This is a genomic window from Bradyrhizobium sp. SZCCHNS3016, assembly GCF_032484535.1.
GTDB lineage: Bacteria > Pseudomonadota > Alphaproteobacteria > Rhizobiales > Xanthobacteraceae > Bradyrhizobium.
The window spans coordinates 167,890-191,966 of the sequence record NZ_JAUETE010000013.1; the positions used below are offsets into that span (position 1 = coordinate 167,890).

General features: G+C 65.5%; 21 protein-coding genes. 12 read left to right on the top strand and 9 right to left on the bottom strand.

The genetic code is table 11. The features are described 5' to 3' along the window. Positions 1 to 43: 43 nt before the first annotated feature. From QW881_RS23930 to QW881_RS23950, 5 genes are all read left to right on the top strand, one after another. On the top strand, positions 44 to 412 hold the full coding sequence (locus QW881_RS23930) for a hypothetical protein (protein ID WP_315757547.1): 369 nt from the start codon (positions 44 to 46) through the stop codon (positions 410 to 412). 91 nt (positions 413 to 503) lie between these two features. Next, positions 504 to 896, top strand: a complete 393-nt coding sequence (locus QW881_RS23935; RefSeq protein ID WP_315737938.1) for a FixH family protein — start codon at positions 504 to 506, stop codon at positions 894 to 896. Positions 897 to 973: 77 nt separating this feature from the next. Then, complete coding sequence (locus tag QW881_RS23940; RefSeq protein ID WP_315757467.1) at positions 974 to 2,398, top strand: efflux RND transporter periplasmic adaptor subunit; 1,425 nt, start codon at positions 974 to 976, stop codon at positions 2,396 to 2,398. Continuing rightward, positions 2,395 to 5,568: an efflux RND transporter permease subunit gene (locus tag QW881_RS23945; RefSeq protein ID WP_315757466.1), complete on the top strand. Its 3,174-nt coding sequence runs from the start codon at positions 2,395 to 2,397 to the stop codon at positions 5,566 to 5,568. Before QW881_RS23940 ends, QW881_RS23945 begins: the two co-directional genes overlap by 4 nt. Next, entirely contained in the window at positions 5,537 to 5,863 is a 327-nt protein-coding gene (locus QW881_RS23950; RefSeq protein ID WP_315757465.1) for a GNAT family N-acetyltransferase, read from the top strand. The genes QW881_RS23945 and QW881_RS23950 overlap by 32 nt, the downstream gene beginning before the upstream one ends. Positions 5,864 to 6,949: 1,086 nt before the next feature. Here QW881_RS23950 and QW881_RS23955 read toward each other — a convergent pair. Next, complete coding sequence (locus QW881_RS23955; protein ID WP_315757464.1) at positions 6,950 to 7,969, bottom strand: 1-aminocyclopropane-1-carboxylate deaminase; 1,020 nt, start codon at positions 7,967 to 7,969, stop codon at positions 6,950 to 6,952. 133 nt (positions 7,970 to 8,102) lie between these two features. On the opposite strand from QW881_RS23955, the gene QW881_RS23960 reads away from it, so the two are divergent. Together QW881_RS23960 and QW881_RS23965 are read left to right on the top strand one after the other, a co-directional pair. Then, entirely contained in the window at positions 8,103 to 8,591 is a 489-nt protein-coding gene (locus QW881_RS23960; RefSeq protein ID WP_315757463.1) for an Lrp/AsnC family transcriptional regulator, read from the top strand. Positions 8,592 to 8,682: 91 nt separating this feature from the next. Further along, on the top strand, positions 8,683 to 9,570 hold the full coding sequence (locus tag QW881_RS23965; RefSeq protein WP_315757462.1) for a DUF2147 domain-containing protein: 888 nt from the start codon (positions 8,683 to 8,685) through the stop codon (positions 9,568 to 9,570). A gap of 89 nt (positions 9,571 to 9,659) precedes the next feature. Here QW881_RS23965 and QW881_RS23970 read toward each other — a convergent pair whose 3' ends face one another. Both QW881_RS23970 and QW881_RS23975 read right to left on the bottom strand, forming a co-directional pair. Then, on the bottom strand, positions 9,660 to 10,067 hold the full coding sequence (locus tag QW881_RS23970) for a cupin domain-containing protein (protein WP_315757461.1): 408 nt from the start codon (positions 10,065 to 10,067) through the stop codon (positions 9,660 to 9,662). A 48-nt stretch (positions 10,068 to 10,115) separates the two neighbouring features. After that, a complete protein-coding gene (locus QW881_RS23975) occupies positions 10,116 to 10,814 on the bottom strand; it encodes a ribonuclease activity regulator RraA (protein WP_315757460.1) in 699 nt (232 codons plus the stop codon). A 247-nt stretch (positions 10,815 to 11,061) separates the two neighbouring features. Between QW881_RS23975 and pxpB the strand changes: the two genes are divergently transcribed. Genes pxpB through QW881_RS23990 form a run of 3 tightly spaced genes read left to right on the top strand, consistent with a single transcriptional unit; the run spans position 11,062 to position 13,648 of the window. After that, a complete protein-coding gene (gene pxpB / locus QW881_RS23980; protein WP_316158813.1) occupies positions 11,062 to 11,793 on the top strand; it encodes a 5-oxoprolinase subunit PxpB in 732 nt (243 codons plus the stop codon). Then, positions 11,790 to 12,824 carry a biotin-dependent carboxyltransferase family protein gene (locus tag QW881_RS23985; RefSeq protein ID WP_315751582.1) on the top strand — a complete coding sequence of 345 codons (1,035 nt, stop codon included), beginning with the start codon at positions 11,790 to 11,792 and terminating at the stop codon, positions 12,822 to 12,824. The genes pxpB and QW881_RS23985 overlap by 4 nt, the downstream gene beginning before the upstream one ends. A 50-nt stretch (positions 12,825 to 12,874) precedes the next feature. Continuing rightward, positions 12,875 to 13,648 carry a 5-oxoprolinase subunit PxpA gene (locus tag QW881_RS23990; protein WP_316158814.1) on the top strand — a complete coding sequence of 258 codons (774 nt, stop codon included), beginning with the start codon at positions 12,875 to 12,877 and terminating at the stop codon, positions 13,646 to 13,648. On the opposite strand, the gene QW881_RS23995 is transcribed toward QW881_RS23990, so the two are convergent. The 5 genes from QW881_RS23995 to QW881_RS24015 form a co-directional block, all read right to left on the bottom strand. Further along, entirely contained in the window at positions 13,649 to 13,798 is a 150-nt protein-coding gene (locus QW881_RS23995; protein ID WP_315757456.1) for a hypothetical protein, read from the bottom strand. Between the two features lie 160 nt (positions 13,799 to 13,958). Further along, positions 13,959 to 15,560, bottom strand: a complete 1,602-nt coding sequence (locus QW881_RS24000) for a sulfite reductase subunit alpha (protein WP_316158815.1) — start codon at positions 15,558 to 15,560, stop codon at positions 13,959 to 13,961. Next, positions 15,557 to 17,347 carry a NirA family protein gene (locus tag QW881_RS24005; RefSeq protein WP_316158816.1) on the bottom strand — a complete coding sequence of 597 codons (1,791 nt, stop codon included), beginning with the start codon at positions 17,345 to 17,347 and terminating at the stop codon, positions 15,557 to 15,559. The genes QW881_RS24000 and QW881_RS24005 overlap by 4 nt, the downstream gene beginning before the upstream one ends. A 345-nt stretch (positions 17,348 to 17,692) precedes the next feature. Then, a complete protein-coding gene (locus QW881_RS24010) occupies positions 17,693 to 18,847 on the bottom strand; it encodes a CmpA/NrtA family ABC transporter substrate-binding protein (RefSeq protein WP_315757453.1) in 1,155 nt (384 codons plus the stop codon). Next, on the bottom strand, positions 18,844 to 19,434 hold the full coding sequence (locus QW881_RS24015; protein ID WP_012044202.1) for an ANTAR domain-containing response regulator: 591 nt from the start codon (positions 19,432 to 19,434) through the stop codon (positions 18,844 to 18,846). Before QW881_RS24015 ends, QW881_RS24010 begins: the two co-directional genes overlap by 4 nt. Positions 19,435 to 19,547: 113 nt before the next feature. On the opposite strand from QW881_RS24015, the gene rimO reads away from it, so the two are divergent. Then, positions 19,548 to 20,873 carry a 30S ribosomal protein S12 methylthiotransferase RimO gene (gene rimO / locus QW881_RS24020; protein ID WP_316158817.1) on the top strand — a complete coding sequence of 442 codons (1,326 nt, stop codon included), beginning with the start codon at positions 19,548 to 19,550 and terminating at the stop codon, positions 20,871 to 20,873. A gap of 91 nt (positions 20,874 to 20,964) precedes the next feature. On the opposite strand, the gene QW881_RS24025 is transcribed toward rimO, so the two are convergent. Further along, the gene (locus tag QW881_RS24025; RefSeq protein ID WP_316158818.1) at positions 20,965 to 22,086 is read right to left on the bottom strand and encodes a DUF2336 domain-containing protein; all 1,122 of its coding nucleotides are present in this window, start codon (positions 22,084 to 22,086) and stop codon (positions 20,965 to 20,967) included. 419 nt (positions 22,087 to 22,505) lie between these two features. Here QW881_RS24025 and QW881_RS24030 point away from each other — a divergent pair, with 419 nt between their 5' ends. Further along, the gene (locus tag QW881_RS24030; RefSeq protein WP_316158819.1) at positions 22,506 to 23,702 is read left to right on the top strand and encodes an acetylornithine transaminase; all 1,197 of its coding nucleotides are present in this window, start codon (positions 22,506 to 22,508) and stop codon (positions 23,700 to 23,702) included. The last annotated feature ends 375 nt before the right edge of the window (positions 23,703 to 24,077 follow it).

Genomic DNA, 24,077 nt, shown 5'->3' on the forward strand with positions numbered 1-24,077 from the left:
AGCGCAGTAGGGTATGCTGCGGCCAAGGCAAACTCGGATCCTGATGCGGCTTGTTCGGACCATCCTGGCGTTCGCGATCGCCCTCTCGCTGGCGATGCTGCCGATTGGCGCATCGACGGCGGCGGTCGCAATGTCGTCGAACGACATGCAGGCAAGCATGGCCATGGGCGATGGCGCCGACATGTCGATGGACGAGTGCTGTCCTGACGACATGAAGGGGACGAGTTCCCCGTCACACGGCGACAAATGTGGGATGGGTTTCTGCTGCGCCGGCGGAACGGTTGCGCTCGGCGATATCAGGACCATCGTCGTCGCTCCACTCGCCATCGCGGCGACCACGCTGGCACTTCCCGCCGACCAGGTGGCCTCCCTCGATAGCGGCAGTCCTCCTTTCCGGCCTCCTCGAGTCTGATCTCGTTACCGACGCGCGCATGCCTGCGCGCCGGCCGCTGACGTGCGCGCCATCGGCGCCACGGCCGAGATCCATTCATGAGGACAGGACCATGCTTTCCAGACTCAGCATCGCGGCGTTCGCCGCCACCCTTTCGCTTGCCACATCAGCCGCCCTGGCAGGCGCGACTGACTACACGTTCGAGCCGGTCACTCCGGAGATGAAGAAGGGCGACGATGTCACGGTCGCCATTCGTCTCACCAACAAGCAGACCGGCAAGCCGGTCGCCGACGCGGTCATCTTCAAGACGCGCGTCGACATGGCTCCCGACGGGATGGCCGACATGGTGTCGGACGTGGCGCCGCTGCCGTCGAAGGAACCGGGCGTCTACGCCTTCAAGACCGACCTGCCGATGGCCGGGCGCTACCAGGTCACGCTGTCCGCCAAGGTGCAGGGCGAGCCTGAGACGGTCACCGGCAAGGTCATCGTCAAGGCGACGAAGTGAGCTTCGCGGGGCGCTCCCGACGAGCGCCCCAGTCTCCCAACGGATAGCGCGCGCCCAGCGCGCCTCACGGTGATGCCATGAACACGTTGCGTCTGCTCGCGACCATTGCGGTCGGTGCTGGCCTCGGCTTGGGTGGGCTCGTATCCATCCAGACCACGCCTCCGTCGTTTCGCGCCCCTCTTGCCGCCGCCGCGGCGGATCGGATGCCGCTGTACTATCGCGACCCAAGCGGTGCCCCCGCTTGGTCGGCGACCCCCAGGAAGGACGATCGCGGGCGCGACTATCTGCCCGTCTATGACGACGATCAAGCGGCGCCGGAGCCGGCCAAGCCGAAGCAGCAGGCGGACTCCTCACGCAAGATTCTCTACTACCGCAATCCGATGGGCCTGCCGGACACGTCTCCCACTCCGAAGAAGGACCCGATGGGAATGGACTACGTTCCCGTCTACGACGGCGACGAGGCCGACGACGGCGTGGTGAAGCTGTCGCCCGGCAAGATCCAGCGCAGCGGCGTGAAGTCAACGCCGGTCGAGCGGCGCACGCTCCACGTCGCGGTGAAGGCGCCGGGCACCATCCAGCTCGACGAGCGGCGCATCTCCGTGATCGCGATGCGCGCCGAAAGCTTCGTGCAGAAGGTCGCCGACGTGACGACCGGCACGCGCGTCAGAGCGGGCCAGCCGCTGATGGAGATCTATAGCTCGGCGATCGCGGCGGCCGCCGCCGAATATCTCTCCACCATCAATTCCAACATCGTCGGCGGCAATGCCGCCTATGGCCGCGGCTCGCGCCAGCGGCTGACCAATCTGGACGTGCCGGAGCCGGTCATCGCGGCCATGGAGAAGTCGCACGCCGCCCCCGTGACGGTGCAATGGTCGGCACCGCGCGACGGCATCGTGCTCGAGCGCAATGCGATCGAAGGCATGCGGGCCAATCCGGGCGACGTACTGTTCCGCATCGCCGACATCTCGCTGGTCTGGGCCCTGGTCGACGTCGCCGAACGCGATCTCGGCAGCATCGCGGTGGGTCAGCCCGTGATGATCCGCGCGCGCAGCTTCCCGGGGCGGACCTTCGCTGGCGCGATCGCGGTGATCTATCCCCAGGTGAACAAGGACACGCGGACGGCGCGGGTGCGGATCGAGCTCGCGAATCCGGACCTCGCGCTGCTGCCTGACATGTATGTCGATGCCGAGATCGAGACCGCAGCCCCGGCGCCGGTGCTGGCTGTGCCGGCAGATGCCGTGCTCGACACCGGCAGCCGCCAGGCGGTCCTGATCGACAAGGGCGACGGCCGCTACGAGCCGCGCGCCGTCAAGCTCGGCCGCCACGGCGCTGGCTATGTCGAGGTGCAGGACGGTCTGTCGGAGGGCGAGGCGGTCGTCACGTCAGCCAACTTCCTGATCGATGCCGAGAGCAACCTCAAGGCCGCGTTGAAGAGCTTTGCCGAAGCAGCTGAGCAGCAGCCAGCCAACGCCGATCACGCCGGGATGGGAGCGCACAAATGATCGCCCGCATCATCGCCTGGTCCGCACGGAATCTCCTGCTGGTCCTGTTCGGCACCGGCTTCGCCGCAGCCGCCGGCTTCTACGCGCTCATTCATCTGCCGCTCGACGCGATCCCCGATCTGTCGGATACACAGGTCATCGTCTACACCGAATATCCCGGTCAGGCGCCGCAGGTGATCGAGGATCAGGTCACCTATCCGCTGACCACGGCCATGCTCACGGTGCCGAAGTCGAAGGTCGTGCGCGGCTTCTCGTTCTTCGGCGTCTCGTTCGTCTACGTCATCTTCGAGGACGGCACCGACATCTATTGGGCGCGCTCGCGCGTGATGGAATTCCTGAACAGCGCAGCGTCGCGGCTGCCGGCCGGAATAGCACCCACGATCGGCCCCGACGCCACCGGCGTCGGCTGGGTCTATCAATACGCCGTCATGTCGAAGGAGCTGAACCTCGCCGACGCCCGCACGATCCAGGACTGGACCCTCAAATTCGCATTGGCCAAGGCCGAAGGTGTCGCCGAGGTCGCGAGCATCGGCGGCTTCGTCAAGCAGTACAACGTCGTTCTCGATCCGCAGCGGATGCGCGATCGCGGCGTCAGCACGCAGAAGATCCGCGATGCGATCCGTTCCAGCAATGCCGATGTCGGCGGCCGCACCGTCGAGCTCTCGGAGTTCGAATACGTCATCCGCGGCAAGGGCTACATCAAGAATATAAACGACCTCGGCAACATCGTGCTGAAGACGTCCGGCGGCACGCCGGTGCTGCTGCGCGACGTCGCAACCGTCGAGCTCGGTCCGGACGAGCGGCGCGGCATTGCCGAGCTCAACGGCGAGGGCGAAGTCGCCAGCGGCATCGTGCTGCAGCGCTTCGGCGTCAACGCGCTCGATGTCATCGAGAACGTCAAGAAGCGCTTGCACGAGATCGCGAGCAGTCTGCCAAAATCGGTCGAGATCGTTCCGGTCTACGACCGCTCGAACCTGATCTATGCCGCCATAGCCACGCTCAAGCACACCCTGCTCGAGGAGAGCATCGTCGTCGCCCTCGTCTGCGTCGTCTTCCTGCTGCACGTCCGCAGCGCCCTGGTCGCGATCCTGATGCTCCCGGTCGGCGTGCTCATGGCGTTCGGCGCGATGAAACTGCTCGGGCTCGGCTCGAACATCATGAGCCTGGGCGGCATCGCGATTGCGATCGGCGCCATGGTCGATGCCGCGATCGTCATGATCGAGAACGCCCACAAGCACCTCGAGCGTGCCAAGCCCGAGCAATCGCGTGTTCAAATCCTGATCGACGCGGCCGCGGAGGTCGGCCCTGCCCTGTTCTTCAGCCTCCTGATCATCACCGTGTCGTTCATGCCGATCTTCACGCTGGAGTCGCAGGAAGGCCGGCTGTTCAGCCCGCTCGCCTTCACCAAGACGTTCTCGATGGCGGCGGCCGCGCTGCTGTCGGTCACGCTGGTGCCGGCGCTGATGGTGATCTTCGTGCGCGGCAGAATCATTCCCGAGCGCCGCAACGTCATCAACCGCTTGCTGATCTGGATCTACCGGCCCGTCATGAAGGGCGTGCTGCGGGCCAAGACGATCGTGATCCTTGCCGCGGTCGCCGTGCTCGCGATCTCCATCTGGCCGGCGCGCCAGCTCGGCACCGAGTTCATGCCCAGCTTGAACGAGGGCACGCTGCTCTATATGCCCACGACCCTGCCCGGCATCTCCGTGACCAAGGCCGCGGAGCTGATGCAGATGCAGGACCGCATCATCAAATCGTTCCCGGAGGTCGCCTCGGTCTACGGCAAGGCCGGGCGGGCGGCGACCGCAACCGACCCCGCGCCGATCGAGATGTTCGAGACGGTCGTCAACCTCACGCCGAGGGATCAATGGCGCCCTGGCGTCACGATCGACAGCCTGATCGCCGAGATGGACAAGGCGCTGCAATTCCCCGGCGTTTCCAACGCCTGGACGATGCCGATCAAGGCCCGCATCGACATGCTCTCGACCGGCATCCGCACGCCGATCGGCGTGAAGGTGATGGGCACTGATTTGACCGAGATCGATCGTCTGGCAAAGCAGATCGAACGGGTCATCAAGACCGTCCCCGGAACGTCCTCGGCCTATGCCGAGCGCGGCATCGGCGGCTACTACCTCGAGATCACACCCGACCGCGAGGCGCTTGCCCGTTACGGCCTGCTGGTCCAGGACGTCCAGGATACGATCGCGGCTGCGCTCGGCGGCCAGACGGTCACCACCACGGTGGAGGGCCGCCAGCGTTTCACGGTCAACATGAGGTATCCGCGCGATCTCCGCGACAATCCGAAGGCCATCGCCGACGATGTCCTGGTGCCGATGCCGGCCGGCGGCGCCGTGCCGCTCGGCGAGGTCGCCAGGATCGAGCCGGTCCGGGGACCCACCTCGATCCGGACCGAGAACGGACAGCTTGCAACTTACATCTATGTCGACATCCGCGATCGCGACATCGGCAGCTACGTCGCCGACGCGCAGCGCGCCGTCACCGAGAACATCCAGTTTCCAGCCGGCACCTACGTGGTCTGGAGCGGCCAGTACGAATATCTCCAGCGGGCCGCTGCCCGCCTCAAGATCGTCGTCCCCGTGACGCTCTCAATCATCTTCCTGCTGCTCTATCTGAACTTCAGGGCAATGACGGAGACCCTGATCGTGATGCTGTCGCTGCCGTTCGCGCTGGTGGGCGGCATCTGGATGATGTGGTGGCTCGGCTTCAATCTATCGGTCGCCGTCGCGGTCGGCTTCATTGCACTCGCCGGCGTGGCCGCTGAGACCGGCGTCGTGATGCTGATCTATCTCGACCACGCGCTGGCCGAGATGAAAGCCAGGCGGGCCGCTGAGGGCGCGCCCTTGACCCGGCGCGATCTCCAGGACGCGATCATGGAGGGCGCCGTCGAGCGCGTCCGGCCGAAGATGATGACCGTGGTCGCCATCATGGCGGGTCTGCTTCCGATCATGTGGAGCAATGGTACGGGCTCAGAGATCATGCAACGCATCGCCGTCCCCATGATCGGCGGCATGATCTCATCGACTCTGCTCACTCTGATCGTGATCCCCGCCATTTTCGGTCTGGTGAAAGGACGCGGCCTGTCATCCGGCAGCACAGCGGCGCGCGGCGCCTCTGGCGATGGATCGGAACCGGTGGCAGAGGCGGCTTGAGCCGAGCTTCGAGACGGAGGTTAGGTCATCGCCCTGCCGCGCGAGAACAGCCGTCTTCCAATATGCTGCCTTGGGGGAGCTGCGCGACCTGCGTTGCGCCGACAGCGCCGTTGCCTCCCCTCGTCTGGCGCAGGACACGTGCTTGCCGAGTGATTACGTCCATTGCGGCACCCTCGGCATAGGTCTGCTGCCAGCTCATCGCGGCCGCGGAATTGGTCGTGCTCTCATTCGACGGACGATGGACGCCGCGCTTGCCGTCGGCCTCACGCGCATCGAGCTGACCGTGCGCGAGTAGAACATGAATGCGATCGCCTTGTACAAGAACGTCGGCTTCCGAGCCGAAGGGCTGCAACGCAACGCCGTCCGCATCGACGGCCGCTATGAGAACGTGATCTCGATGGCGTTCGTGGTAGCGTGAGTGTAGCATAGTGCGACGATTGCGCTGCTGTGGATGTCTCCGGAGAGCATTGTCGCGGGGCTTATACAAGACGACGGTCGGGGCCTCCATTGGGATGCTGCGGATTCCGAGATGAGGCCGCAGCCGGAACGTGACATGGAATGTCCAGCAGGACGCAAAACGCAAAGTTCTGCAGTCATTTCAACGCGAAGACCCCTGTCCAGTCCCTGCGCTAAAAATATTCATCTTTCGTTTTTTCGGAAACTATGATTGACTGACGCCATCCCACCTCAACGAGAGGGGCGTAGCGCGCGATCGTCACGACACGCGAGGTGGGGAGGCGATGGCCGCGTTTTGCCGCAGCGTGCTTGCACGCGGACGAACGGCATGGCGCGGACGCGAAATCGCAGCGTCCTGACACCCCGATGCTGGTGTCCAGCGCAATGCGCGCAAGCGCATTGTCGCCATGGTGGCCAACAAGCCCGGCGCACCAGGGAGACTGCGTATAAGCGTTAAGACCGTCGCGCAGGGAATGCCGGATGATCGGCTGAACCTGTGGTGACTGCCGCCTGCTTTTCTTGTTGCAGGCGGGCCATGGGTGAGGCCTTCACCCGGCATTCCCTGCGCCCTCTTCATTCAGAGGGGCGAACTGATGGATCCCTCGGACGCTGGTGCGTCGCGAGAAGGCGACGTCATGTGTGGATCGCTCTTTCAACACACGCGCCGTCATTCCGAGGCGCGCGTCGCACGCCCCGCAATGACGAGACCATGGGTGGATCGCTCGCGCAACACATTCGGTGTCGTCCCGGCCTCCGAGCCGGGACCCATGCTCACAGGCCGTGGTTCGTGGCAGGCCAGGACATGCAGCCCGTCAGACCAGCACTGCCGGTGGCTATGGGTCCCGGCTCAAGGCCGGGACGACGGCGGGATGTGGTGTTGGACCTCGGACCACCGGCTACGCTGCGGGGGAAGATGAATCCGCCCTCAGCCGTTCCGATATGTGTAGCTATAGCCGTTGATCGCCGGAGCGCCGCCGAGATGCGCATAGAGCACCTTCGATCCTTCCGGGAAGTAGCCCTTCTTGACGAGGTCGATCATCCCCTGCATCGACTTGCCCTCATAGACCGGGTCGGTGATCATCGCCTCGGTGCGGGCGGCCAGGCGAATGGCCTCGTTGGTCTCGGCGCTCGGCACGCCATAGGCCGGATAGGCGTAGTCATTCAGGATGACGATCTCGTCGTCGCGCACCTTGCGGCCGAGCTCGACGAGTTCGGCGGTGTTGTCGACGATCTGCCGCACCTGGGTGCGGGTCTGCTCGGGCGTGCCGGAGGCGTCGATGCCGATGACGCGGTCGGCGCGGCCGTCGGCGGCGAAGCCGACGATCATGCCGGCCTGGGTCGAGCCGGTCACGACGCAGACGATGATGTAGTCGAACTTGATGCCCATCTCGGCTTCCTGCGCCCTCACCTCCTCGGCGAAGCCGACATAGCCGAGGCCGCCGAACTTGTGCACGGACGCGCCGGCCGGAATGCCGTAGGGCTTGCCGCCGGCATCCTTCACCGACTGGATCGCATCCTCCCAGCTCTTGCGGATGCCGATGTCGAATCCATCCGGCACGATACGGCTGTCGGCGCCCATCAGGCGCGTCATCAGGATGTTGCCGACGCGGTCATAGACGGCGTCCTCGTGCGGCACCCAGCTCTCCTGGACGACGACGCACTTCATGCCGATCTTGGCCGCGGTCGCCGCCACCATGCGGGTGTGGTTCGACTGCACGCCGCCGATCGAGACCAGCGTGTCGGCATTCGACTCGATCGCGTCCGGCACGATGTATTCGAGCTTGCGCAGCTTGTTGCCGCCCATCGCGAGGCCGGAGTTGCAGTCGTCGCGCTTGGCGTAGATCTGCACCTTGCCGCCGAGCGCCGCCGTGAGGCGCGGCAGATGCTCGATGGGCGTGGCGCCGAAGGTGAGCGGATACTTCTTGAACTTGTCGAGCCGAAGCACGGGATCTCTCCGTGGGTGGATGAAAGGGTCGCCTCACCATACGAAAATCCCTCAGAAAGGTGCTCTCTTTATCGCCCCATGTTTTCGTGGTTACCTCCGCACCGTCGCGATTTGACGATAGATACATCCGCAAATGACGCAGAAATCGAAAGAAGCTTCCACCCCTGACCTGGACCGCGTCGACCGGCGCATTCTGCAATTGCTGCAGAAGGACGGCCGGATGACCAATGCCGAGCTCGCCGCCGCCGTCCACGTCAGCCCCGCCACCTGCCATCGCCGCACGCAGCGGCTATTCGACGACGGCTACATCACCGGTGTGCGCGCCCAGATCGCGCCCGAGAAGGTCGAGCGCAGCGCGCTGGTCCTGGTCGGGGTCGTGCTCGACCGGTCGACGCCGGAGAGCTTCCGCACCTTCGAGGCCGCGATCCGAAAGCTGAAATTCGTGCTCGACTGTCATCTCGTGGCCGGCGATTTCGACTTCTTCCTGAAGATCCGCGTCCGCGACATGCACGACTTCAATCGGATGCATGGCGACCAACTGATCTCGCTGCCCGGCGTGCGCCAGACGCGCACGTTCTTCGTGATGAAGGAGGTCGTCGACAATGCGCCGCTCGATTTCTGAGCAGGTGGCGCATTGAACCGGGGACGCCGCATCAGCGACTTAATTGCGCGTGAGCTCGCTCACATCAGCAACCGACATCGCGGAGACACGGATGAAGAGGCTGTTGGCTGTTGCGGCTTTGGTTCTGGCCAGCAGTGCCGCCGAGGCGCAGTACGTCATCGAATACGGCGGCAAGACAATCCGCATCGATCCCGACCGCGGCACCGTGCAGATCCCCGGGGTCTACGACAATACCGAGCAGAAGAAGACCAAGCGCACCAAGCGCGATCCGGATCCGGCGGCCAGGCCGCAGCCTGGCGCGGACAAGCCGGCCCAGGCGCCAGCCGAGGCGGCCGTTACGCCGGCCCCGCAACCGCAGGTTCCGGCCGCCACGGCCCCAGCCCCTGTTCCTCCCGCACCAGCTCCGACGGGAGCCGTACCGGCGACCCCGCCGGTTGCGCCTGCTCCCGTCCAAGCGGCCGCGCCACCCGCGCCGCTGCCGCCTACGGCGGCCCCGGCCGCCAACGCCGCGGCACCGGTTGCGCCGCCAGCCGCTGCGACGGCCGTTGTGGCACCTGCTGCGGCTCCGGCTCCTGCCGCCGCGCCACCGCCACCGCGCCCAGCCCAGACGCCTGCCGTGACCACCGCAGCCGCGCCGCCCGCTGCGGCGCAGACCGCCGGTCGCGATCCCAACTCGCCGGTCGGCATCTGGTTAACCGAGGAGAAGGAGGGCCAGATCCGCATCGAGCCCTGCGGCAGCAATCTCTGCGGCTACGCCGTGGATACGAAGACCAACCAGAACGGCGAGCAGATCCTGATCAACATGCGGCCGAGCGACAAGACGCAGGAAAAGAAGTGGACCGGCCGCATCTTCGATCCGAACAGCGGCAGCACCTACGACTCGACCATTGCGCTGAAGGGAATGGACAGTCTGCGCGTGCAGGGCTGCGCCTTCGGCGGCATGTTCTGCGGCGGCCAGACCTGGACGCGGGTGAACTGAGCGCCGCGCCTGCGGTCGACGCTCTTTCAAATGAAAAGCGCGCGGCCCTGCGACCGCGCGCTCGAACTGATCTCGGGTGCTGCTCAGCCTCAGCCGACCGGGGTGGCATATTCCTCGTCGGTGACGTGCTCCATCCACGTCACGTGCTCGCCATTGAGCGACTCATGCATCGCGACGTGGACCATGCCGGTGGTCGGCGCGGCGCCATGCCAATGCTTCTCGCCCGGCGGAATCCAGACGACGTCGCCGGCCTTGATCTCACGGACCGGCCCGCCCTTGGCCTGCACGCGGCCGACGCCCTGGATGACATAGAGCGTCTGCCCGAGGGGATGGGTGTGCCAGGCCGTGCGAGCGCCCGGCTCGAACGCGACACGCGCCGAGGCGACGCGAGCCGGAGCCTGTGGCGTGATGATCGGATCCTGCCAGACCGTGCCCGTAAAGCTTTCCGCCGCCGCGCGGCGGGTGGGGCGAGAGCCCGCGAGATAGACTTCGACCATTGTTCTACCTTTCCTGAATCTGTGCCGTCGATTGATCGGGGCCGTGAACTACTTCTTCGACGCGGCGTAGCGCGCCTTGGTCTCGGCATTCATCGGATAGAGACCCGGCAGCACCGCGCCCTTGTTCACCTCGTCGACGATCCAGGCCTCCATGCGTTCCTGCTCGGGGCCCTCGGCGAGCACGTGATCGAGCATCGCCTGCGGGATCAGCACCGCACCGTCCTGGTCGGCCACGACGACGTCGTTCGGGAACACGGCCACACCGCCGCAGCCGATCGCCTCGCCCCAACCGACGAAGGTCAGGCCGGCCACCGAAGGCGGCGCCGCGTAGCCGTCGCACCATACCGGAAGCCCGGTGCCGAGCACGCCTTCGAGGTCACGCACCACGCCGTCGGTGATCAGCGCGGTGACGCCGCGCTTGACCATGCGGGCACAGAGGATGTCGCCGAAGATGCCGGCGTCCTTGACGCCCATCGCATCGACCACGGCGATGCAGCCTTCGGGCATGGCCTCGATCGCGGTGCGGGTCGAGATCGGCGACGACCAGGATTCCGGCGTCGCCAGATCCTCGCGCGCCGGCACGAAGCGGAGCGTGAAGGCGGGACCGACCAGCCGCTTCTGTCCCGGGCGCAGCGGCTTGGCGCCGCGCAGCCAGACATTGCGCAACCCCTTCTTCAGCAAGACCGTCGTGATGGTCGCGGTTGTGACTTGAGACAGGGTGGCGATGGCTTCGGGGGTGAGGGACATCTTGAGACTGGCGCTCCAAACAGCTGGCGGAAAAAGCAGGCGCATCTTGCGAGCGACGAAGGCGGCGTCAAGGGCATGCTCGGTGCGTCCAGCGCATGCGGGGCTTGCGCCCATCCGATAAAGTCTTCTTATCGCCGAGCATCCGATTAATTTATTGAATTTTCGAGACTTTTTGCCTTTGACCCAATTCCACTTGCGATCGAAACGAGCTAGATCAGGGACCATCAACGCGGATCACTTCGGACTCATGGCCGATCCCTTTCCACCTCCCCGCCTGCTGCCCAGCGGCGACAGCGCCGTCACCGTCGAGTTCAGCCGGACCATCGACGAGATCGCCAACCGCCGCGTCCTGGCGCTCGACCATGCAGTGGCAGCGGCCGGGATCGAGGGCATCACGGAGACGGTGCCGACCTATCGTTCGCTGCTCGTGCATTATGATGCTGACGTCATCGACCACGACACGCTCGGGGCAAGGCTCTTCGCGCTGTCGGCCGGGTCGCTCGCGCCGGACAGCGAGGTCAGGCGCTGGCGGGTTCCAGTCTGCTATGGCGGAGAGAATGGCATCGACCTCGAGGATGTCGCCAAGGCGTTGAGCCTCACGCCGGACGAAGTCGTCGCACGCCATATCGCCAGCACTTATCGCGTCGCAATGATCGGCTTCACACCGGGCTGGTCCTATTTGTCCGGTCTCGATCCCACGCTGCAGATGTCGCGCCGCCAGAATCCGCGGCTCTGGACACCGGCCGGCATCATCGCCATCGGCGGCATCCAGACCGGCATCCAATGCCTTGCCGGCCCGTGCGGCTGGCACCTGCTTGGCCGCACCGCGATGCGGACGTTTCAACTGCATCGCGAGCCGACCTTTCTGCTCGAGCCCGGCGACGAGGTCAGCTTCTATGCCGTTGACGTCAAGACCTTCGCGGAGCAGGAGCGCGCCGCCGAGGGCGGCGAGCTCATCGCCGAGCGGATCGCCGCATGAGCACGCTCGTCGTCTCACAGATCGGCCCGGCAAGCTCGGTCCAGGATGGCGGGCGTTTCGGCGCGCAGCGCTACGGGCTGACGCCGTCCGGCGCGATGGACAAGCTGGCGCTGGCGGCAGCCAACAGCCTCGTCGGCAATGCGCTGATGGCGGCTGCGATCGAGATCGGCCCGTTCGGCGCGACGTTCGCGGCGAAGGGCGGCGCGGTGCGCGTGGCGCTCGCCGGCGCGCAACGGCTGGCGGATGTCGCCAAGCGGCAGGTCGAGATCAACACGTCGGTGACGCTGAACGACGGAGAGCAGCTCACGCTCGGCTTTGCGCGCGGCGGCTCGTTCACCTATCTCGCCATCGCAGGTGGCATCGCCGGCGAACCGATGTTCAACAGTCTCTCGGTGAATGCGCGCGCCGGGCTCGGCAGCCCCTACCCCCGCCCGCTTCAGGCCGGCGACGTGTTCGAGGTCGCGCCCGCCGGCGATGCGCCGGAACTGCGGATCGATCTACCGAAAGCCGGCGGCGCGATTCGCGTCGTCATGGGACCGCAGGACGACGAGTTCAGCGACGAGATGAAAGCGCTATTCCTCGGCAGCGACTGGATGGTCTCGGCGACCAGCGACCGCATGGGCTATCGCCTCGAGGGGCCGCAGATGCGCCACCTGCACGGTCACAACATCGTCTCGGACGGCACCGTGGACGGCAGCATCCAGGTGCCCGGCAACGGTTCGCCGATCGTGCTGATGTCGGACCGCGGCACCAGCGGCGGCTATCCGAAGATCGCGACCGTCATCACGGCCGATTTCGGCCGCCTGGCGCAGACGCCGGCCGGAACGCCGTTCCGCTTCAAGGCCGTGAGCATGGCCGAGGCGCAGGCCGAGCTGCGTCGTTACAAGGATCTGCTGCGCAGCCTGCCCGGCCGCGTCACCGAGCTTGCGAGCAGCGACTTCAACGTCGATGCGCTGTTCACGGCCAATGTGGCCGGTCATGCCGTCAGCGCAACCGACGCCACCACCTGGCCCGGAGTCACTCCCGATTAGTTTGATCACATCTCACGTTGCTTCGGACCCATCAACGAGCGGACCCTGACATGACCAGCACCGTCGATCTGAACTGCGACCTCGGAGAGAGTTTTGGCCCGTGGGAAATGGGCAATGACGCCGCCATGATCGAGCTGGCGACATCGGTCAACGTCGCCTGCGGCTTTCATGCCGGTGACGCCGACATCATGCGGCGGACGGTCGAGATGGCGAAGGCCAAAGGCGTCAGCGTCGGCGCGCATCCCGGCTATCGCGATCTGCATGGTTTCGGTCGGCGTCCGATGCCGGGGCTGAAATCGTCGGAGATCGAGAACCTCGTCGCCTATCAGATCGGCGCCCTGCAGGCGATCGCCACCGCGGCCGGCCACAAGGTCACGCATGTGAAGGCACACGGCGCGCTGTCCAATGTCGCCTGCGAGGACGACATGACGGCGAATGCCATCGCCAAGGCGATCAAGGCCGTCGATCCCAGCCTGATCTTCGTCGTGCTCGCCAACTCCAAGCTGGTGACCGCTGGCGAGAAGGCCAATCTGAGGATGGCTCACGAGGTGTTTGCCGACCGCGCCTATGGCGACGATGGACTGCTGGTGTCGCGCAGCAAGCCCGGCGCGGTGCTGCACGAGCCCAAGCAGATCGCGGAGCGCGTCGTGCGAATGGTTCAGGACGGCGCCGTGATTTCAGTGAGCGGCAAGGTCATGAAGATGCGCACCGACACCGTTTGCATCCACGGCGATACAGCCGGCGCCGTCGAGATCGCACGCGAGGTCCGCAAGGCACTCGACGCGGCGGGCATCACGGTCGCGCCGTTCAGCTCGGCGGTGTGATCAGAACGGATGCGTGGAGGGCATGCCCAAGGTGATCGCGGCAATCAGCGCCAGCGCGCTATAAAAGGCTACCAGCGCGACCGCGGTGCCGCGCTCGCGAATGGCGCGGGCCTGGGGCATGTGTCGCAGGGGCGTCGATATCGTCCGCATGGCCGGTCTCCTGAAGTTCCGGCCATGAGAAAAGCGTTCCCGCGGCCGGGTGCAAGGCAACCGGCGAAATAACGACAAGCCCCCTGATTCGGGTCCGCTTGGAAACAAAAAATTCTCGATCGGTGTTCCGACCAAGAAATATTCTCCATCGGGTTCCGGCTCAGTAGACGTCGAGCTGGAACCGGCCCTTCTTCTTGAGGTCCGCAACGAAGCTGACGGCCTCATCCGTGGACCGGGCACCAAACTGGGCGACGATGTCGACCAGGGCGCGCTCGACGTCCTTGGCCATGCGTTTGGCGTCGCCGCAGATGTAAAGGTGGGCGCCATCGGCGAGCCAGGTCCACACCTCGCGGCCGACCTCGCGCATGCGGTCCTGGACGTAGAACTTCTTGTCGCCGTCGCGCGACCACGCCAGCGACAGCCGCGTCAAGAGGCCCGCGGTCTTCATGGCATTGAGCTCGTCGGCGTAGAAGAAGTCGCAGTCGCTACGCTGATGGCCGAAGAACAACCAGTTCTTGCCCGGCGCGCCGGTCGCCCTGCGATCGAGCAGGAAGGCGCGGAACGGCGCAACGCCGGTGCCGGGGCCGACCATGATGATCGGCGTCTTGGGATCGGCCGGCAGCGCGAAGCCATGCGCCTTCTGCACGTAGACACGCAGCTTGTCGCCGGGATTGATCCTCTCGGCCAGGAACGTCGAGGCGAGGCCCAGCCGCTTGCGCTTCCCGATGACGTAGCGGACGCAGTCGACCGTCAGCGACAACTTGCCGGGCGTGGCATTGTGCGACGACGAGATCGAGTAGAGCCGCGGCTGCAGCGGCTCCAGCGCCTCGGCGAAGGCTTCGGGATGCGGCCGGACACCGGAGAACTTCTGCAGCACCGCCATCACGTCGAGCGTTGCCGCATCGCCATCGGGATCCTCGCCCTGCGCCAGTTGCCGCGCCTTCTCGCGGGTCGCGCCGCCGGTGATGAAGGAGATCAGCTCGAACAGCGAATCCGGTGCCGGCGACAGCGAGACGTCCTCGAGCAGGCACTGCCGCAGCGGCTTGCCGTTCACCTCGGTCATGTGCGAGGCGCCGAGCAGCGCGATGATCTGGTCGACCAGGCCGAGATCATTCTTGGCGAAGATGCCGAAGGAATCGCCGACGACATAGTCGAGCCCGCTCTCTCCCAGATCAAACTCGATGTGCCAGGTCTCTTTCTCCGAGCCCGGCTTGTTGAGCAGGCGCCGCGACAGGAACGTCGCCTCGAGCGGATTGTCGCGCGAGCGGCCGGGCTCGCTGACGACGACGGAGACGGTGGCCGGCGCAGCAGCAGCGGGCTTGGCGGCCGCCGGAGCCGTGTCGATCTCCTCGTAAAGAGCCTTCAGCATCCGCGCGGTTTCTTTGCCACCGGGGACGCACAGATTCAGCCGCGCCTCGCTGCGAGCGGCGATCGCATCCGAATAGTCGTTGCAATTGTAGCCACATTGGCCGCAGTCCTGCTGCGCCATGGCTGCCATCATGCGCCGGCGCAGCGGACGGCCCTCGGCCAGCTTCATGCGCTCGGCGATCGGCATGGTCTGATCGTGCCATGGCGCCTCGCCGTCATCACCGTCGCCTGCGGGCGCGAGCACAGCGCCGTTCTGCGCCGGCGACAATGCTGTCGAGCCGTCTAGACCGAGCGCTCCGGCCAGGAAGCCGTTGAGCCACGAGCGCTGCGCCTCGGAAAATGGCGCCGTCGGAGGAATGATCTCGATGTTGGGCATGGGCGTGATCTGGTTCATGCTGACACCTGCGACGAGGTCTGGGCTTCGGCGAGATTGCGCAGCGCTTCGCCGTCGTGACGGCGTGCGAACGACAGGAAGGTCTCTTCGGGCGAGGCGCGATGGGCGAGATAGGCCTTGAGCAGCTTCTCGACGGTTACAGGCGCATCCGCCGCCTTGAGGTCGCGATAGACCTCGCGGCCGATATCGGCCTGAGGGCCGAAACCACCCCCGGCGAACAGATGATAGCCTTCGACCGTGTCGTCGCCGTCACCAGCCGGCACCTTTGCCGCGATCAAGCCGATGTCGCTGATGTAGTGCTGGGCGCAGGAGTGATGACAGCCGGTGAGGTGAATGTTCAGCGGCGTGTCGACGTCCACCCTGCTCTCGCACCAGTCGCCGATCTCGGCCGCATGCTTCTTGGTGTTGGATGCTGCGAACTTGCAGCCGGCGTTGCCTGTGCAGGCGATCAATCCGGCGCGGATGTGCGAGGCCTTGACCGACAGTCCGATCTGCTCGACCGCGGCGCAGGCCAGCGCGACCTTGTCGTCGCGGACGCCCGATAACAGCAGGTTCTGCCACACCGTGAGCCGGATCTCGCCATCGCCGAGATCCGCTGCGATTCTGGCAAGCGCGCGCATCTGATCCGTGGTCAGCCTGCCCAGCGGCAGCACCACGCCGATCCAGTTCAGCCCCTGCTGCTTCTGTTGATGCACGCCGACATGGGCCATGCGGTCGGAGTCGAGGCGTGGCTCGAGCGCCTCGTCCGGCACGCGCGCAAGCTTGCGGCCGAGCCTCGTCTCGACGGCTTCCATGAACTTGTCGTGGCCCATGCTGTCGAGCACATATTTGAGCCGCGCCTTGAGACGATTGGTGCGGTCGCCGGTCTCGATAAAGAGCCGCACGATGGCGTCAGCCACCTCGGTCGCCCGCTCAGGCTCGACGATGATTCCGGTCGGCTTGGCAAAATCCTTGTGTCCCGTAATGCCGCCGAGGCCGAGTCTGAACCACACGCCGGGCGCAACCCCAAATCCGTCCTTCACCTCGACCGCCGAGAACGCAATGTCGTTGGTGTCCTCGAGCGCCGCGATCTGCCCGGCACCGTCGAAAGCGACGTTGAACTTGCGTGGCAGGCCGTACAGCGAGCGGTCGTTGAGGATGTGGAAATGCCATTCGCGCGCATAGGGCCGCGTATCCAGCAATTCCTGCGGATCGATGCCGGCGGTCGGCGTTCCCGTTACGTTGCGGATGTTGTCGGCGCCGGAGCCGCGCGCGGTCAGACCGAGATCCGAAAGTCCCTCCAGCAGCATGACCGCGTGCCTGGGTGGGATTTCGCGCAGTTGCAGGTTTGCCCGCGTGGTGACGTGGCTGTAGGGACCGCAAAGCTCGTCGGCGAGATCGGCGAGGCCGGTCAACTGCCAATGCTTCAGGATGCCGTTGGGGATGCGCAGACGGCACATGTAGGAGTCCTGCGCCGGAGCGACGTGAAACAGGCCGTAGTAGCGCCAACGGAAATTGTCGGCCGTGGATGGCGCGGCATCGTTGCGCGCCTGCTCCTTCAGCCGTTCGTAGGCATCGAACGGATGTCCTTCGCGCTTGACCTTTTCCTGGTCGGCGAGCTTCCGTCCCGACGCGATCACCTTGTCCTGCGCCTTGATGTGGATGGCGTCCGGACCGGTCGGCTCGCTTGCTGTCGGCGCGCCACCCTGGCCGCGTCCTGCGAGCGTGACCTTGAGACCCGCGGCCAACCCTTCGAGGTAGCGCTTCTGCTCGTCGTTGAAGTCGACTGACAACGATTCGATTTTCATGATGGCGGACGAAGCTCCAGCGGCCAGGGCGATTGGCGTTCGGGAATGGGATGAGGATCGCATCGTCCGACCGGCCGGTATGGCCTGCTTCAGGTGAGCGATCCGACCAGCTTCGTTGCTGCGGAAATCCGACATGGATTGCAGTCAGCGGCGTCTGCGGCGGCCGACTGCACCGCAACATTCAAGTTGCGTGCCAGCGGGACAAATCAAGGAAAAGCGCGAAGAATCAGGTCGCTGCCCGAATCGATGAAGGCGCGTTGTCAGGCTCAAGCCCCGAAATACGGGCACGCCGCCCAAAAATTGGTCGGCGGCGCCCGGTGCCCAGACCCTGATCGGAGCGGTGGATCAGGCCGTCCAGCGGCCGATCTTGAATGCCTTGAGATGGCCGATCACGTCATCCACCGCAAAAGGCGGACCAGCGAACGCGCCGATGGCGGCATCCGTGCCGACCGCGGCCGTGCCCATCGCCGCGTCGTAGATATCCGGCCGGAACACGCCCATGGCGGTGCCCAGGGCTTCATTGCTGAGGGGAGTCTGGCCCCACCGCACCATCTGGGCATACAGCCATGCCGCTTGGATCTTCTCGGGCCGTCCCGCTTCTTCCCGGCCCACCAGCAGATAGCGCGAGCTTTCGCGGAAGGTGCCGTCCGGCGAGATCTTGAGGCGGCCGTCCAGCGTACGCTGGAGCACCTCCGCATCGACGCCGATCCGCTCCGGCTGGGCCAGGATACGCGCGGCCTCCCCGTGGTTCTGCTCGATGAAATCGGCGGCCTTCGCGCAGGCGCGGACCAGGCCGGCGAGGGCGCCGGGATTTTTGTCAGCCCAGCTCTGCCTGACCGCCAGCACCTTTTCGGCCGCGCGCACCAGCACGTCAGACACGAAGTGGAGAATATGGCCGATGCCGAGATCGACCGCGATCGAGTTCCACGGTGCTCCGACGCAGAACGCATCGACGTGACCGTTGGCGATGCTCTCCACCATGTAAGGCGGCGGCAGCACCACGAGGCGGACGTCCTCATCGGGGTCGACGCCGCCTGCAGCCATCCAGAACCGCAACTGATAGTTGTGGGTCGAGAACGGAAACGTCATGCCGAAAGTCAGCGGCTCGGCGCCGGCCTTGCGCCGTTCAGCGACGACGCGCGCCAGGGCCAGCGCCGTCGCCATCGGGTCGAAACGATCACCCTCGAGGTGGGCCATGATTGCCGCATGCAGCGCCGGCGTCACGGTGATCGCGTTGCCGTTCACGCCGAGATTGAACGGCGCGACGATCGGAACCTTGACGTGGCCGATACCAAGACTGGACGCAATGGCCACCGGTGCCAGCAGATGCGCGGCATCGAACAGGCCAATGTTGAGCTTGTCGCGGACGTTCGACCAGGAGACCTCGCGGACGAGGGTGACGTCGAGCCCCTCCGCGGCCGTGAAGCCCTTATCGACGGCGACGATCAGCGCCGCGGCATCGACCAGCGGAATGAAGCCAATGCGAAGCGGGCCGGTCATTTCAACATCTCCGAGGCGGTCAGGATCGATTGTGCGATCTCGCCGATCTTCTTCTTTTCGCGCATGGCTGTGGAGCGCAACAGCACGTAGGCTTCCTCTTCGGTGAAGCCCTTCATCTTCATCAGAATGCCCTTGGCGCGGTCGATCACCTTGCGGTCCTCGAGCGCGGACTTGGCGCGCTCCAGCTCGTCCTGAAGCTTGGAGAACGCATTGAAGCGGGAGATGCAGAGGTCGAGGATCGGCTTGATCCGCTCCTTCTTCAGGCCATCGACGATGTAGGCGGAGACGCCCGCCTCCACCGAGGCCTGGATCGAGGCGGCGTCGCTCTGGTCCACGAACATCGCGATCGGCCGGCGGACGGCGCGGCTGACCTGGAACATCTGCTCCAGCACGTCGCGGCTCGGGTTCTCCAGGTCGATGACGATGACGTCCGGATCCAGGGCATAGATGCGCGCCAGAAGACCCTGCATCTCGCTGACATGCACGACGCCGGTAAAGCCCGCTTCCCGCAAGCCCTCCTCCAGGATGGCCGCGCGGATCGGGCTTTCGTCGACGATCACGATTTTAGGCGATTGCTCGGCGCTCATCGATCACCAGGTTGTCCGGGCCCTCACCCATAGCATGGACGTGGCCGCCTCAAAGCCTTGTCTTTCTGGACAATTCGGACTAGCTGACGCCTATCTCATCAGGCAGTTCCAAGATGCAGCAGGGTTCGGCGCCCAAGATCAGCTTTGTTTCGCTCGGATGTCCCAAGGCCTTGGTCGATTCCGAGCGCATCATCACGCGTCTCCGCGCCGAGGGCTACGAGCTTGCCCGGAAGCATGACGGCGCCGACGTCGTCATCGTCAACACCTGCGGGTTCCTGGACAGCGCCAAGCAGGAATCCCTGTCGGCGATCGGCTCGGCCATGGCCGAGAACGGCAAGGTCATCGTGACCGGCTGCATGGGCGCGGAGCCGGAGCAGATCGAGCAGGCCTATCCCGGTGTGCTGTCGATCACCGGCCCGCAGCAGTACGAGAGTGTGCTGGACGCCGTACACCGCGCGTCGCCGCCTGCGCACAACCCTCATCTCGACCTGGTTCCTCCGCAGGGCATCAAGCTTACGCCCCGGCACTACGCCTATCTGAAGATCTCCGAAGGTTGCAACAACCGCTGCACCTTCTGCATCATCCCGAAGCTGCGTGGCGATCTGGTGTCGCGCCCCGCGGCCGACGTGCTGGGCGAGGCCGAGCGGCTGGTCGCAGCCGGGGTCAAGGAACTCCTGGTCATTTCGCAGGACACCTCGGCCTATGGGCTGGACCTGAAATATGCCGAAAGCGCCTGGAAGGACCGCAGCGTCCGGGCGCGCTTCCTCGATCTGGCGCGCGAGCTCGGCGAACTCGGAGCCTGGGTCCGGCTGCATTACGTCTACCCCTACCCGCATGTCGACGAGGTGATTGGCCTCATGACAGACGGTAAGATATTGCCTTATCTCGACATCCCATTCCAGCATGCCAGCCCGAACGTCCTGAAGGCGATGCGCCGCCCGGCGGCGCAGGACAAGACGCTGGACCGGATCAAGGCCTGGCGGGCAGCCTGCCCCGACCTTGCGCTGCGCTCGACCTTCATCGTCGGATTCCCCGGCGAGACGGACGCGGATTTCGCCTATCTGCTGGACTGGCTGGATGAGGCCGAGATCGATCGGCTCGGATGCTTCAAATACGAGCCGGTGGCCGGCGCGACCTCCAACGCCCTGCCCGACCAGGTCCCGGACGCGGTCAAGCAGGAGCGCTGGGACGCGCTGATGGCCCGCCAGCAGAAGATCTCGGCGCGCAGGCTCAAGCGCAAGGTTGGCACGCGTCAGCAGGTGATCATCGACGAGGTCGGGCCGAGCGTCGCTAAGGGCCGCACCAAGGCTGATGCCCCTGACATCGATGGCGCCGTCTATCTGTCCAGCCGCCGGCCGCTGCGTGTCGGCGAGATCGTCACGGTCAGGATCGAACGTGCCGACGAATACGACCTGCACGGCACGGTCGCGGGTTTCTAGCGCGGCTCTGTCGCGTCTCGGGCCATCGCCGGGAACTCGGGGGAATTGCAGAATGGGCGTGTCAACGCGTCCTGGACCTGCGGACCGCCCCTCAGTGCGAGGAGCCCGTGGTGCGAACCGACCAGAGCTTCAGCAGGCGAAGCGCCTCGTCCTGCTTCAGTTCGAGATATTTGTTCTTGAGCTTGGTCAGCTCGTCGGGAGGCGTTGCACCTGAAACGAACCGGCTATCGAGGATCGCGGCAACCGTGACCCAGCTCAGCCCAGCGGCCTTGCACGGCACGAGAATGCCGTCGCTGCGCAGGCTCTGCATCAGCGGCCGCACCAGCTCGATGCTGCATTTCGCGAGCTCCGCGATGGCCGCGATCGTCTCGCCGTAGCGCCGCTGACGGGCAAATTCCAGCAGCGCGGCCTCGGTCAGCTTTCCGCCCTGCTTCAGCTGGCCAACCGCCACCTTGGAGCTGCCACCATCGCGGTTTCGCGACATGTCGCGCTCGGCGTCGACCGTGGCCGCTGAAATGGCGCTGCGGATTTCTTCGTAGAGATGCGGCGGCGCCGACGCGAGCAGCCGCGCCCTCACCGCCTCCGTCGCGCGCTGCAACAGGGTCCTGCGCAAGGCTGCTGGCAGATCGGCGCGGATGCCGGCCGCGACCGTGAGCTCCGCATCTCCAGCCGCCTGCGCCACGATGGCGGCGAATCCGGCGGGTGACACCCGCGCCCCGGGATTCTTCATCAGTTGGCGGCTCACGCTCGGATAGCGTCGCGCGAGCAGCGCATCGGTGACGATCTCCTGCAGCCACCAGCGCCCGGCGATCGCAATCAGGTGCTTCTCGCCGCGCGTCTGCGCGATCTCGACGAGATCCTCGCTGCTCAGCCGCGGCGATTCCGAAAGCACCGGCCCCGCGACGGCGATGTCGTCATGATAGGCCAGCCGCCGGATCACGCCGGCCGGCGCCTGCGGGATCGGGGCAAGCTGGGCGCTGAGTTCGGCGAGTGCGATCCGGGCACCGACGTCGGCCAGCGCGCGCAGCTCGATGGTGTTGACGAGACGCTCGAAGACGTCGGCAAACAGCGCGTGCTGCTCGATATCCAGGCTGCCGGCCGAGGCGACGAACAGGGCGGCCACCCGCTCGGCCACGCCGGAGCAGCGGTCGGCTGAGCCGGTGGCTATGGCCGCCTGCACTTCTTCGGCGATCGTGAGATGGGGGTTCGACATCGCTCGTCCTGAGCGCTTGCATTTTCAAGCTGCCCGGCAAAGTAAACGCAGCCGCTAAATGTTTGGTAAAGTTGTCACTAAAGCGCGAGACCCGAGATTGGATCGTGCGGCCTTCGCACCGGCCGGCGCTTCCCTCGCCGCTTCCCGGAGCAGCGGCCCGTATTGCAGCCTGCAGGCCGGCATCTTGACACCGGTTGCGATTTGCCTGTATGGCCGCCGCATGATCTTCAACCGGACCAACCGCCGCGCCGCCGTTTGCCGTCGTCACCGCCGTGACGATGCCGGGGCGCGCCATGTCCGAAGACGTTGCTGATCAGCTAGCTCATCAGCTCCAGGTTTTCGAGAAGGCCGCTCCCGCAAAGGAGCGGCCTTCTCGCTTTTTGGCCCACCGTTTCACCTCTGAGCACAGGAGATTGCACATGCTGACCGCCTCCCATCCCTACGACGCTCTGATGGAGATCACGGCGCGTCCGCGCACCGTCTTCGTTCAGGGCAAGGGCTCCTGGCTATGGGACGACGACGGCAAGCGCTATCTGGACTTCATCCAGGGCTGGGCCGTGAACTCGCTCGGCCATGCGCCGCTGGAGCTGGCCAGCGCGCTCGCCAGCCAGGCGGCGCGCCTGATCACCCCGAGCCCAGCGTATTTCAACGACACCAGCCTGCAGTTCGCCAAGGCACTCGTCGACCGCTCGTGCTTCGACCAGGTGTTCTTCACCAATTCGGGCGCCGAAGCCAATGAAGGCGCCATCAAGCTCGCGCGCAAATACGGCGCTCTGCGCAAGAACGGCGCGTATGAGATCATCACCTTCGAGGGCGGCTTCCACGGCCGCACGCTGGCGACGATGTCGGCTTCTGGCAAGAAGGCGTTCGAGCCGCTGTTCGAGCCCAAGGTCCCGGGCTTTCCAAAGGCACGCCTGAACGACATCGCCTCGGTCGAGGCCCTGATCTCCGACAAGACGGTGGCGATCATGCTCGAGCCGATCCAGGGCGAGGCCGGCGTGTGGCCCGCGACGGACAGTTTCCTGCAGCAGTTGCGGGCGCTGACCACCAGGCACGGGCTGCTGCTGATCGTCGACGAGATCCAGACCGGCATGGGCCGCACCGGAAAGCTGTTCGGCTATGAGCACGCCGACGTCCTCCCGGACATCATGACCTTGGGCAAGGGCATCGGCGGCGGCGTTCCGCTCGCCGCCCTGCTGGCGACCGATGCGGCGTCTTGTTTCGAGCATGGCGATCAGGGCGGCACCTTCAACGGCAATCCGCTCATGTGCGCGGCGGGACTTGCTGTGCTCGACGTCATCGAGAAGCCGGAGTTTCTCAAGGCTGTCGCGGACAACGGGATCTATCTCGAGAGTGAGCTGCAGCGCATCTCGGCAAGGCACGGCCTGGGCGAAGCGCGCGGCCGTGGTCTATTGCTCGCGCTCGACGTGATCAGACCGATCGCGCCGGCGATCGTCGCGCATGCCTTCGAGCTCGGCCTGCTGCTGAACGCGCCGCGTCCGGATGCGTTGCGCTTCATGCCGGCGCTCAACGTGACCCGGGACGAAATCGCGGCGATGATCGACACGCTGGATGGCATCCTGACCGAGGTCGGCGCTGCCCGGTGCGTGGCGTAGCAGCTCAGGTCGCTAGGACCGGCGCGGCATTCATCAGTCGAGCCGACCTTGCGGGATGCGCGTCCGGAGGGGCGCGCGATCGCCGAGAACATGATTGTCGGAGGAGCGGAAGCATGCCGGCGCGAAGACGAGGAGCCACAGCGTCAGGTCTATCGTGTCGCGCCGGAGGCTCCAGAACCGGACTTCGATTGACCTAGATCAAAGACAGCGCGCCGCCTGACCAACGATCTTTGCGGAGCCAAACACCTGCGGTCCGATGACATACGTTATATCCTTGTGGATATAGCGTTGTACGGGATGTGATCAGCTCGGAGGGACGAGGCTTACCGGACCAAGCTGATGATCATTCCGCCGACAACGACGTCGGTACGACAC

What these genes read in the sequence shown, in the direction of transcription:
- QW881_RS23930 (WP_315757547.1), top strand. Translation starts at nt 44, where the DNA reads ATGCGGCTTGTTCGGACCATCCTGGCGTTCGCGATCGCCCTCTCGCTG.
- QW881_RS23935 (WP_315737938.1), top strand. Translation starts at nt 504, where the DNA reads ATGCTTTCCAGACTCAGCATCGCGGCGTTCGCCGCCACCCTTTCGCTT.
- QW881_RS23940 (WP_315757467.1), top strand. Translation starts at nt 974, where the DNA reads ATGAACACGTTGCGTCTGCTCGCGACCATTGCGGTCGGTGCTGGCCTC.
- QW881_RS23945 (WP_315757466.1), top strand. Translation starts at nt 2,395, where the DNA reads ATGATCGCCCGCATCATCGCCTGGTCCGCACGGAATCTCCTGCTGGTC.
- QW881_RS23950 (WP_315757465.1), top strand. Translation starts at nt 5,537, where the DNA reads ATGGATCGGAACCGGTGGCAGAGGCGGCTTGAGCCGAGCTTCGAGACG.
- QW881_RS23960 (WP_315757463.1), top strand. Translation starts at nt 8,103, where the DNA reads ATGACGCAGAAATCGAAAGAAGCTTCCACCCCTGACCTGGACCGCGTC.
- QW881_RS23965 (WP_315757462.1), top strand. Translation starts at nt 8,683, where the DNA reads ATGAAGAGGCTGTTGGCTGTTGCGGCTTTGGTTCTGGCCAGCAGTGCC.
- QW881_RS23970 (WP_315757461.1), bottom strand. Translation starts at nt 10,067, where the DNA reads ATGGTCGAAGTCTATCTCGCGGGCTCTCGCCCCACCCGCCGCGCGGCG.
- QW881_RS23975 (WP_315757460.1), bottom strand. Translation starts at nt 10,814, where the DNA reads ATGTCCCTCACCCCCGAAGCCATCGCCACCCTGTCTCAAGTCACAACC.
- pxpB (WP_316158813.1), top strand. Translation starts at nt 11,062, where the DNA reads ATGGCCGATCCCTTTCCACCTCCCCGCCTGCTGCCCAGCGGCGACAGC.
- QW881_RS23985 (WP_315751582.1), top strand. Translation starts at nt 11,790, where the DNA reads ATGAGCACGCTCGTCGTCTCACAGATCGGCCCGGCAAGCTCGGTCCAG.
- QW881_RS23990 (WP_316158814.1), top strand. Translation starts at nt 12,875, where the DNA reads ATGACCAGCACCGTCGATCTGAACTGCGACCTCGGAGAGAGTTTTGGC.
- QW881_RS23995 (WP_315757456.1), bottom strand. Translation starts at nt 13,798, where the DNA reads ATGCGGACGATATCGACGCCCCTGCGACACATGCCCCAGGCCCGCGCC.
- QW881_RS24000 (WP_316158815.1), bottom strand. Translation starts at nt 15,560, where the DNA reads ATGAACCAGATCACGCCCATGCCCAACATCGAGATCATTCCTCCGACG.
- QW881_RS24005 (WP_316158816.1), bottom strand. Translation starts at nt 17,347, where the DNA reads ATGAAAATCGAATCGTTGTCAGTCGACTTCAACGACGAGCAGAAGCGC.
- QW881_RS24010 (WP_315757453.1), bottom strand. Translation starts at nt 18,847, where the DNA reads ATGACCGGCCCGCTTCGCATTGGCTTCATTCCGCTGGTCGATGCCGCG.
- QW881_RS24015 (WP_012044202.1), bottom strand. Translation starts at nt 19,434, where the DNA reads ATGAGCGCCGAGCAATCGCCTAAAATCGTGATCGTCGACGAAAGCCCG.
- rimO (WP_316158817.1), top strand. Translation starts at nt 19,548, where the DNA reads ATGCAGCAGGGTTCGGCGCCCAAGATCAGCTTTGTTTCGCTCGGATGT.
- QW881_RS24025 (WP_316158818.1), bottom strand. Translation starts at nt 22,086, where the DNA reads ATGTCGAACCCCCATCTCACGATCGCCGAAGAAGTGCAGGCGGCCATA.
- QW881_RS24030 (WP_316158819.1), top strand. Translation starts at nt 22,506, where the DNA reads ATGCTGACCGCCTCCCATCCCTACGACGCTCTGATGGAGATCACGGCG.